This window comes from Microcystis sp. M53603_WE2, assembly GCF_030065435.1.
This window is the reverse complement of the sequence record NZ_JASJFF010000832.1, coordinates 1-8697: the sequence shown is the minus strand read 5'-3', so window position 1 is coordinate 8697 and position 8697 is coordinate 1. Positions and strand designations below refer to the sequence as shown.

The 8697-nt window shown below is 39.7% G+C and carries 8 protein-coding genes and 1 tRNA gene; 1 reads left to right on the top strand and 8 read right to left on the bottom strand.

Annotated features, from left to right (window positions below; translation table 11 throughout):
* Positions 1-222: 222 nt before the first annotated feature.
* A complete protein-coding gene (locus tag PX481_RS17715; RefSeq protein WP_002759181.1) occupies positions 223-477 on the bottom strand; it encodes a DUF3493 domain-containing protein in 255 nt (84 codons plus the stop codon).
* Positions 478-536: 59 nt separating this feature from the next.
* On the opposite strand from PX481_RS17715, the gene PX481_RS17710 reads away from it, so the two are divergent.
* A tRNA-Thr gene (locus PX481_RS17710) sits at positions 537-608 on the top strand.
* A gap of 366 nt (positions 609-974) precedes the next feature.
* Here the strand turns inward: PX481_RS17710 and PX481_RS17705 are convergent.
* The 7 genes from PX481_RS17705 to PX481_RS17675 form a co-directional block, all read right to left on the bottom strand.
* Positions 975-1475, bottom strand: coding sequence for a sll1618 family protein (locus tag PX481_RS17705; RefSeq protein ID WP_043999067.1), 501 nt, complete (start codon positions 1473-1475; stop codon positions 975-977).
* 39 nt (positions 1476-1514) lie between these two features.
* On the bottom strand, positions 1515-2483 hold the full coding sequence (locus PX481_RS17700) for a DUF4351 domain-containing protein (protein WP_288095252.1): 969 nt from the start codon (positions 2481-2483) through the stop codon (positions 1515-1517).
* Positions 2484-2948: 465 nt separating this feature from the next.
* Positions 2949-3131 carry a hypothetical protein gene (locus PX481_RS17695; protein ID WP_196219826.1) on the bottom strand — a complete coding sequence of 61 codons (183 nt, stop codon included), beginning with the start codon at positions 3129-3131 and terminating at the stop codon, positions 2949-2951.
* 306 nt (positions 3132-3437) lie between these two features.
* A complete protein-coding gene (locus PX481_RS17690; RefSeq protein WP_288095250.1) occupies positions 3438-4418 on the bottom strand; it encodes a hypothetical protein in 981 nt (326 codons plus the stop codon).
* Positions 4419-4483: 65 nt separating this feature from the next.
* A complete protein-coding gene (locus tag PX481_RS17685; protein WP_002759189.1) occupies positions 4484-7108 on the bottom strand; it encodes a polyprenol monophosphomannose synthase in 2625 nt (874 codons plus the stop codon).
* Positions 7109-7152: 44 nt separating this feature from the next.
* Positions 7153-8280 carry a DegT/DnrJ/EryC1/StrS family aminotransferase gene (locus tag PX481_RS17680; RefSeq protein ID WP_002759190.1) on the bottom strand — a complete coding sequence of 376 codons (1128 nt, stop codon included), beginning with the start codon at positions 8278-8280 and terminating at the stop codon, positions 7153-7155.
* Positions 8277-8697: cupin domain-containing protein (locus PX481_RS17675; RefSeq protein WP_288095247.1), on the bottom strand; the 421-nt coding region annotated here is incomplete at its 5' end. The genes PX481_RS17680 and PX481_RS17675, both read right to left, overlap by 4 nt.

Sequence of the window (8697 nt, the reverse complement as noted above, 5' to 3'; positions counted from 1 at the left end):
TAATACTTGAATCCTCGAACAATACTCGAAACGGTGTGGAGACACAAAATTCAGGGAGAAGCCGAACAATACTAAAGTAAAAGACTTACCGAATTAATACTGAAAACGAACTTGAACACTAATCTTGACTCTCCCCCTGATCATAACACAGAAAGATTGGAGTTAATGTTAACTTTTATTCTCCAGGGAAAGAGACCGTTTTGGCTATCGGTGGCTACTCCCTCAACCGCCAGCTTTTTTTTCCCGACGAAATAACCAAATCATCAGGGCCACCACACCGATTTGTAGGGCAAAATTGGGTAAGGCGGTGGCTACGTCCCTGGCTGCCGCTAATTGGGCCAGAAACACCACCGCACCGATAAAACCAGAGGCCCCTAGACCGAGATAGATAAACTGCCGCAGACCTCGGTAGGGATTGGCCGCTTCCTCTTTCAAGCGCGCGTATTTTTGGGGATCAAGTCGAGGGGATTTGCTCATAAAAAAATTTTTCTAGCTCTGTATCTATTGTCCGTGATATAATCGGGAACTGGCAATGTGCCGATGTAGCTCAGTGGTAGAGTAGTTGATTCGTAATCAATTGGTCGTGGGTTCAAATCCCATCATCGGCTTGGGGTTTTACCTCCCGGAAGTTGACTAAGAAATACTGGTACAGTGGTTAAATGCCTTGGTTTTGTGGCGGCTATGGCAAAACCCCCTAATGCCTTTGCTGGGGATTTGCGGCTCTCTTGGGTTTGGTGGGTAAAATCTATTCTCAGATACATTCCCACTGGCGAGCGAATGGAACGAACCACAAAGACACAAAGCACACAAAGATTGATCGGTCTTATATAAGTTAAACTTATCACACCAAGAGTAAGAGAGCCGATTTACTTCAATAAGCCATTTTAGCAGCCAACAAGAGGTAAAAGAGTTAATTCCTCTAACCGATCGCTCCCTATTTTGGGCGAAATCTTTGGGAAAAAATCAGCTAGTTACTAAAGAAAAGGTTGAATGATTTTTGCGATCGCTTGACGTTGGCAATCGTCATATCCCCAGCGTTCTAGAAAGGCTTGATATTCTCCTTGTCCTGTGTTTAAACTGGTGGCTAATTGTTGTAATTTTTCCCCCAAGGACTGCGATAATAACTGCTTAATTAGTTGACCAGTTTTTTCTTGGACTTTCTCAGAACCTTGGGCGTTTTCTTCGTCCCCTTGACTGCGATGATAGATAACCATTGCCGTGGACATAGCCAGATTTTTGACTAATAATTCATTCACCAATATCGGGGAAGTTTTTAAAGCAGTGATTACTTCTAAACTAGGATGTTCCGTATAGGGTAAATCGCTGGTTAAATAAGTAACAAAAAATCCTCTAGCTCCATTTTCTGTGGAGACTAACTCAGTAATTTTCTGAGTTATTGTATCGGTATCTAAAAACTCAATTTGACTTAGTAAATCTTGAGTTTGTTGGATGGCATTTTCAAAAGTTATACTCATATCCATACCTAGCCTTCTGTGAAGTTTAAGAGAAAAATACTAAGCATCTAAAGCATTTAACCAATTAGTTAAATCCTCCACTGTTGAAAAATCCAATAAAGCTTCCCCCACTCGTTCTAGATCATCAATATTCAAGGGCATAATCCGACTCTCTATATCCACATCAATAGCTCCTAACTTACGTTTAATCAGACGAATAATTAGATTTCTTTCTCTTGCTAAACCCTGTTCTAAACCCCGTTCTAAACCCCGTTCTAAACCCTGTTCTAAACCCTGTTCTAAACCGCGGCGCATCCAACTGGTTGTAATCTGCATAACTCCCTCCTGTTCGGGTTGAATAAATGTGCTAATCTCCTGTTGAAATTCTATCTCCTCGGACGAGTTGAGATTGAGATAGGTATCGACAAAGCCTGAAATCAATTGCATTCTAGCGGCATCTAATCTTAATGTTACCAATAATCTTAGACATTGTGCCTTAACTTTTGCTCTATCCCGAGGGGCAATTTTCATCTTAGCCATCAAAGCGGCGGCGACGGGATTAGGTTGATTAATAAAATCTCGCCAATTCAAGCGATTTAACTGGACAACTTGATAGTTAAATTCTAACACTTTTAAGTCAGGAAACTCAATTTTATATTGAAGAATTGCTTCTTTTTGTGGACGATCATAGGAGAATATGACAATGGGATAAACTGGTAAGGCAAATTTTTGATGCAGACGAGCGAAATAAGTAAACATTCGCCGATTAAATTCCGGTTGAGAGCTAGACTGTGCTTCTAGATGAATTAAGAAAAATGATGATTGTCCTCGAAATTGAACTTGGGCGACTAAATCACTTTCATACTTTTCTCCTTCCGTGACATCGGTAAAGACTTCTTTGTCTAAAAATGTGATCTGATTAGGCTCTAAATAATTGATAATCTCAGGAAAAAACAACTGAATAAATTCAACAAAAAAAGTCGCAATTAATTCCTTAAATAAACGATCATGGTCAATAACATTATTCATACATAATAATTGCAAACGGGGAATCTTTCAGCTTATCTTCATATTCTAGTAATTATAAGGGTTTTACCCAATGATTAGCACTAGGAGGCCAAGAAATTAAATCCTCGATATTACCTTCCATAGTAGCACAAATTTGAGCGAGGGGTAATAGCAAATCCTGTTATCATACTAAATCCGTTGAGTATAGGCTACTTATTAGGACAGGCAAAAGGCAAAAGGCAAGAGGCAACAGGAGGAATAAATAATCAGTCTTTAATAACCGGATTTAGTATCATAAGAAGAGTAAGGACGAGGAGATAAAATGCCCAAAAAAGCCTACTTAGCCGCACATCCAAGTTCAGAGCAAATGAAAGATAGATATAAAGCAAGTCAAGATTCGGTGGCAACAAGAAGATGGCACTGGTTAGGTAAAATATCTTGAGGATGGACAATCAAAAATGCGGCAGTAGCTGTGGGATGAGATTATCAATATAGTTTTAAAATTCTCAAAAGCTCTAATGAATTAGGAGAAGAAGGAGTTAAAATCTCAAGAAAAAGAGGGTTCTTCGTTACTTGGTATGGTTCGATCAGGGGGCAAAAATCGGCTAAATCCTTATCTGGCAAAAGACTTAATTGATTAGCTCGTTCTAGATTGAAAACAATTGGCAAAAATCGAAGCAATGTCTTTCTATATAAGGGTTTCACCCCTTATAACTCCCGTCCATTGCATAACACAAACCGAAGAACCCAAATTATCAAAAGCTTTAACGAATTAGGAAAAGAAGGAGTTAAAATCTCAAGAAAAAGAGTCAGGAACATCCGAGAGGAAAAGAACCTTTGTTGAAGGAAGAACAATTCCAAAAAATAAAATTGAATAAATTCAGGGAAATTTACGGTAATTTTGCCGGTTAAATCAATTCCCTGCTATCTCCATCCCAAATTACTGCTAGTACAAAAGTTTTATCTAATTTTCAATTATCGATTGAGAATAGAAATAATTCGATGATTTTGAGTAGTTGTTTCCTGAATTATAGGACGCAGTTGTTGCACCAGTTCCCTAGAGCGTCTTATTCTTGCTTCCGGTAATAAATGCTCATGGGTATCGGCAAATAAACTAGAATCTGTTTGCAGATTAAGAGTTTTTGGATTGTAGATTAAAGGCACTATATTAGACAATTCTTCAATAGTTTTTTTAACATTTTTGACGGTAGTTTCATCGGTCTTAGCATAAACCCAAGAGAGAGAAACTACTAAATCAGCACCTTTAGCTTTTAACTCCTCTTGAAATTGAGCGATGCGTTTGAGGGAGTGTTGCGAAACAGGTCGATCAAATGTTCTAGCCCACCATTTACCTGTACGATGTTTGACTACGGTAGGATCTCCTTTTTCTGTGATTGGATCTGATAAATAACCCCTAGCTTTTCCTGTTTGTATAACATCAACAGCAGTTTTTACCATAGCGCGTAAACTAGGAACTCCCATTAACCAAGTCTCGGAAACTAATTGTTCTAAGGGTATATTTCCTAAACCCGGTTTTCCAATGGCAACACTAAAGGGAACCGAACCAAATAAACCATCACCATAACCAATACCATCATCATCCAGTAACATCAAATATTCAGGAATGAGAACCACTATATCCCCCGGACGTACCTGTTCTAAAATAATTGGGCAAATGACATTTAATCCCAAATCTCCCTGTAAACCAAAGTTAAAAACTGGGATTTTTAGCTCCTGTTCGAGGAATTGAGAGTTAATACTATATTGTACTCCCGACCCCCCCGCAAAAATTATTCGTCTCGGTGCATCTATCTGCTTGGCAAAAGATACTTTTTGTTCGTACATTTGTAGGAGCCACTTTAATTCACCACCGTAGTATACGTTATAAAAAAAACCCAAAGACCAGGCCACCCCAACGGTAGCTAACCAAGGCCAAAAAGTAAACATTTTCTTCATAAGTTTAGCTCCTAGAGTTGAATCAAGAGAATCACTAATTCTAGTTAAAAAAAGAGATAATTGTCTTATCTTTCTTGCCATAATTGCCAAATAGTTGCCACATATTTCCGTCCTTTTGACAAATAATCCCAGAGATTAATTCCAGTTTTACTCTCACCATAAATGCGGGGAACGCAAAGATAAGGAACTTCCACTAACTTATAACCTAAACGATTGGCACGGGTTAATAAATCAATGCAGTATTCTCCATAATCTCCCTTTAAGCGAATTTTTTCTAAAACCTGAGAACGAACGGCAATAAAACCACTGGTATAGTCGTGAACTTGATTGCCTAGCATCACGATGGCCATGCGATTAATAATCCAGCTTAACATCCGGGCCATCAGTCCGTGGGCAACATCATCACCCCCCGGAATCCAACGAGAACCTACAACCATATCAGCTTTTTTAGTTCGAATCGGTGTGATTAATTGTGGCAGAGCTTCTGGAGGCATAGATAAATCACAATCCATCCAAGTAATAATTTTAGCCCCATACAGATTAATCGCATCGTCAATACCTCTCTGTAGAGCCGAAGTTAACCCTTTCTCGTTGATTCTGCGACACAAAATTACCCCCGATTGGAATTGCGAATCTTGGGGAGGAGTGGGATATTGTTTGGCTAAATCTTCTACTATCTGCCAAGTTTCATCGGGAGAATTATCATCCACCACTAGCACTAAATAAGGACTAGGAACACTAGCTAGTAAACGTTCAATTAATTGACTAATATTATCTCGCTCGTTATAAGTGGGTAAAATCGTACAGACTAAATCATTAGCTGCTGGGGTAATTGTGGGCTTATCCTCGGATTTTTTGGATAGTAAACCTGTCTCAGAAGCAGATATAACTATTTCATAGAAAGGATACTTACCAATGATTCCAGAGCGATTTATGCCAATTTGAAACTTTTGTCCATCTTGGCTAAATTCCAGTTCTTCCGGTGGGGATTCTAAGAGTTGACAAGGGCGATAGGGATAGCAAACGTAGGGAAAACTAGACAATCCTTGACCGACTAATTCTTGGCATAGTTTAACCATGGCTTGACTATCTTCTACACGGAAGAAAGTTTTTTGTTTCTCCAAACCAAAACCCAAAACTTGTGCCGCATATTGATGAGAAAAGACAACAATAGAATTAGGATTCTCTTCTATGCTTTTGATAGCTGGTGCTATCCCCTGATGGGTTTTATAGAAAAATTCTCCACCTTGATAAATGTTTTTATAGACAGCTATTGCCAGTAAGATTAACAGTAAAACCCAGCTTCCCTTGGCTAGTAAAACTTCTTGGTTCGCTCCGACAATTTTTACTTGTTCCACCGTTAATAAGGTAACAAAGGGGATAAGAGGCAATAAATATCTCGGTCCCCATTGTTTACCTCCCACCATGACTTCTCCCGGGGCAATATCGACTAAACAAGACACCCCTACTGTGTAGATAAAATAGAGATCATAGACAAAAAGCATTTGTTTATCTAGAGATATATTGGCGATGTCAAATAGATAACAACTGGCTAAAAGTATCAGGAAGTAAATTATATTGTCCTTGACTAACGCCTTGGTTTTGACCATTCCTTGCCAGCGAAGATTGACGAGAACAGCCAAGATGATAATCGCCATTATACTAATTAAAGTTACGGGAATATCCCTGGCAAAATTCAATTGTTGACCGCTCCAAGTGAGCAAGTAAGCTAAGGGAATTATACAGATAGGAAAATGCAGCAAAAAAGAGCTATTCAACTGATAAAAACTGGTCAGGGCTTCTTGAATACGTTTTTTCCAAGAAAACTCCTCAAGGACTAACAGAGCGTGAACTCCTAGAAAACGATTATAAATTAACTTATTGCACAACCACAGTAAAAACACACTAACAATCATACCTAGTACAAAACTAAAAGCTATTCGATTAGTTAGCAGAAAATCAGAAACATTAAGATTTTGCTCGGTTGAATACCAAGCAAAAATTGAGGTTTGTTCTGGAGTTAAACCCAAGAAAACTAATAAAGTTAAAGTTGCCACTAGGGCCAGACATTCGGAGCGGAACCATACTGATAAACCCACTAGAAATCCGCCTAATAAATTGGGCAGCCAGCCACTATTAGCTGTATCGGGTAGAAAAAAAGCGATAACAATTCCCAAAAATCCTAAAGTAACAGCGAGGGTATGTTCACAATATATGGCACTGTATAGAGTTAAGGGCGAAGCAAAAATCAAAATAACTAATCCCAAAAGACTCCCCCAACTGTCTAGGGAAAAAGCGGGAATTGCTCTTGAAAAACTGAGCCACAATACCCAAATTGATAGGAGGGGAATCAAGTAAAACCCACGATAACCCCAAAGTTTATAAAAAAGGGAAGTTAGCAAAGAGAATGAAAAAGGAAAGGAGATATAATAACGTTGATTTAAGTAGTAAACAAAAGGGGGGCGATAACTGTATAAACCCTCTTGCCAAAGACGAGTAACCCAAGCTTCTGCGCGCTCAACTAAGTCAAATCGCCATGGACCATTACTTAGCTGACGAGCTAGTAAAGCTTTCAGCGCCCCATCGCCATTAAAAAAAACATCCTTGGGAACTGAAATACATAGATATAGGGAATAAAAGCAACCAGAGGCAATTACTACCCAAGATAAAAACTCCGTGCCAATTATCATAAAAGTCGGTTTTTATTCAAAAAATTTTCATCAATTTTTCATCCCTACTCAGCCTCAGCAAAAACTTGCTGAACTGCTTGGGCCACTCGCTCAATTTGCTCGTCCGTGAGAGCTAAACCGCTAGGCAGATAAAAACCCCTGCGCGCCAGTCTTTCAGCCACGGGACAGGAAACATTTTGCAATAATCCCATTTTGTGAAATACCGGTTGTTCGTGCATACACCAGAAAAAAGGACGCGTACCAATCTGATGTTCTTTGAGGCGTTTCATCGCTTCCATAGCATCAAAGTTAACCTCATCTTTGAGAACAATACCATAAACCCAATAAATATTTTCGGCATAATCGGTTTGAGGTAGGGGCAATTCTAGACAGGGGATATTTTGCAATAATTCCCTGTAGCGTCTGCCCATTTTTCTCTTGCGCTGGACAAAAGTTTCTAGCTGTTCTAATTGTGCTAAACCCACTGCCGCTTGCAGATTAGTCATCCTCAGATTCCAGCCCAGTTCTTCGTGAATAAAACGTCGTTGGGGCTGAAAATATAAATTTCTCAGGGAACGACAACGCTCAAAAATATCCTCTTGGTTGGTGACAATCATGCCCCCTTCCCCAGTGGTAATATGTTTGTTGGAATAGAAACTAAAGATACTGATATCACCGAAACTACCACAGGGTTTACCTTGATAGGTTTGACCGTGCATTTCCGCCGCATCTTCAATAATTTTTAAACCGTATTTTTGAGCTAATTCTAAAACTGGAGTCATTGCCACCGGTAATCCGTAGATATGAACCACCATTATCGCTTTAGTGCGGGGCGTGATTTTTGCCTCTATCTGCCCGATATCCATGTTCCAAGTCTGCGCTTCGCAGTCCACGACCACGGGAATCGCCCCGGCTTTGACAATGGCAGCTCCGCAGGAAATGATGGTAAAAGTGGGGAGAATCACTTCATCCCCCGAACCAATTCCTAAAGCGACGATGGCCGCTTCTAAGGCCATAGAACCATTGCACACGGAAACGGCATACTTTCGCCCAACAGCGAGGGCAAAATTTTCTTCAAACTTCTGAACGAAGGGACCTTCCGAAGAAATCCAACCGCTATCAATACATTCGTTAAGATACTGTTTTTCCTTGCCCGCAAGTAGTGGCTCATTGACGGGAATAAAGCTACTCATGCTATCTCTGCTCCCGCCATTTTAACCACAGTTTCCTCAATTCCTGTAAAGCGAGTTTTATCCTGATTACCAACGTAGGGACCTTGTTTTACTTCAATCATTTCTACTTCTTCTAAGACTTGGAAACCATGACCACCTTGGATCAACAAAACCACATCCCCATCTCTCAATATATGACTTTCTAGATATTGTTGGTCGTCATCATAGAAATCTACCCGCAGTTTTCCTCTTTTGATAATTAAGACTTCCTGGGTAAAAAATACTTCCCGTTGTACTTTGTTATGAACGTGGGGCATAATACTTTTTCCCGTCGGGTGTCTCATATAGGCCAACTGTTGGGAAAAATCATCGGGAGTTAGGAAATGAATCCCCTCTTGGTTAAACTCTCGTCGGAGAATTATCGCTAAAACTTTACCC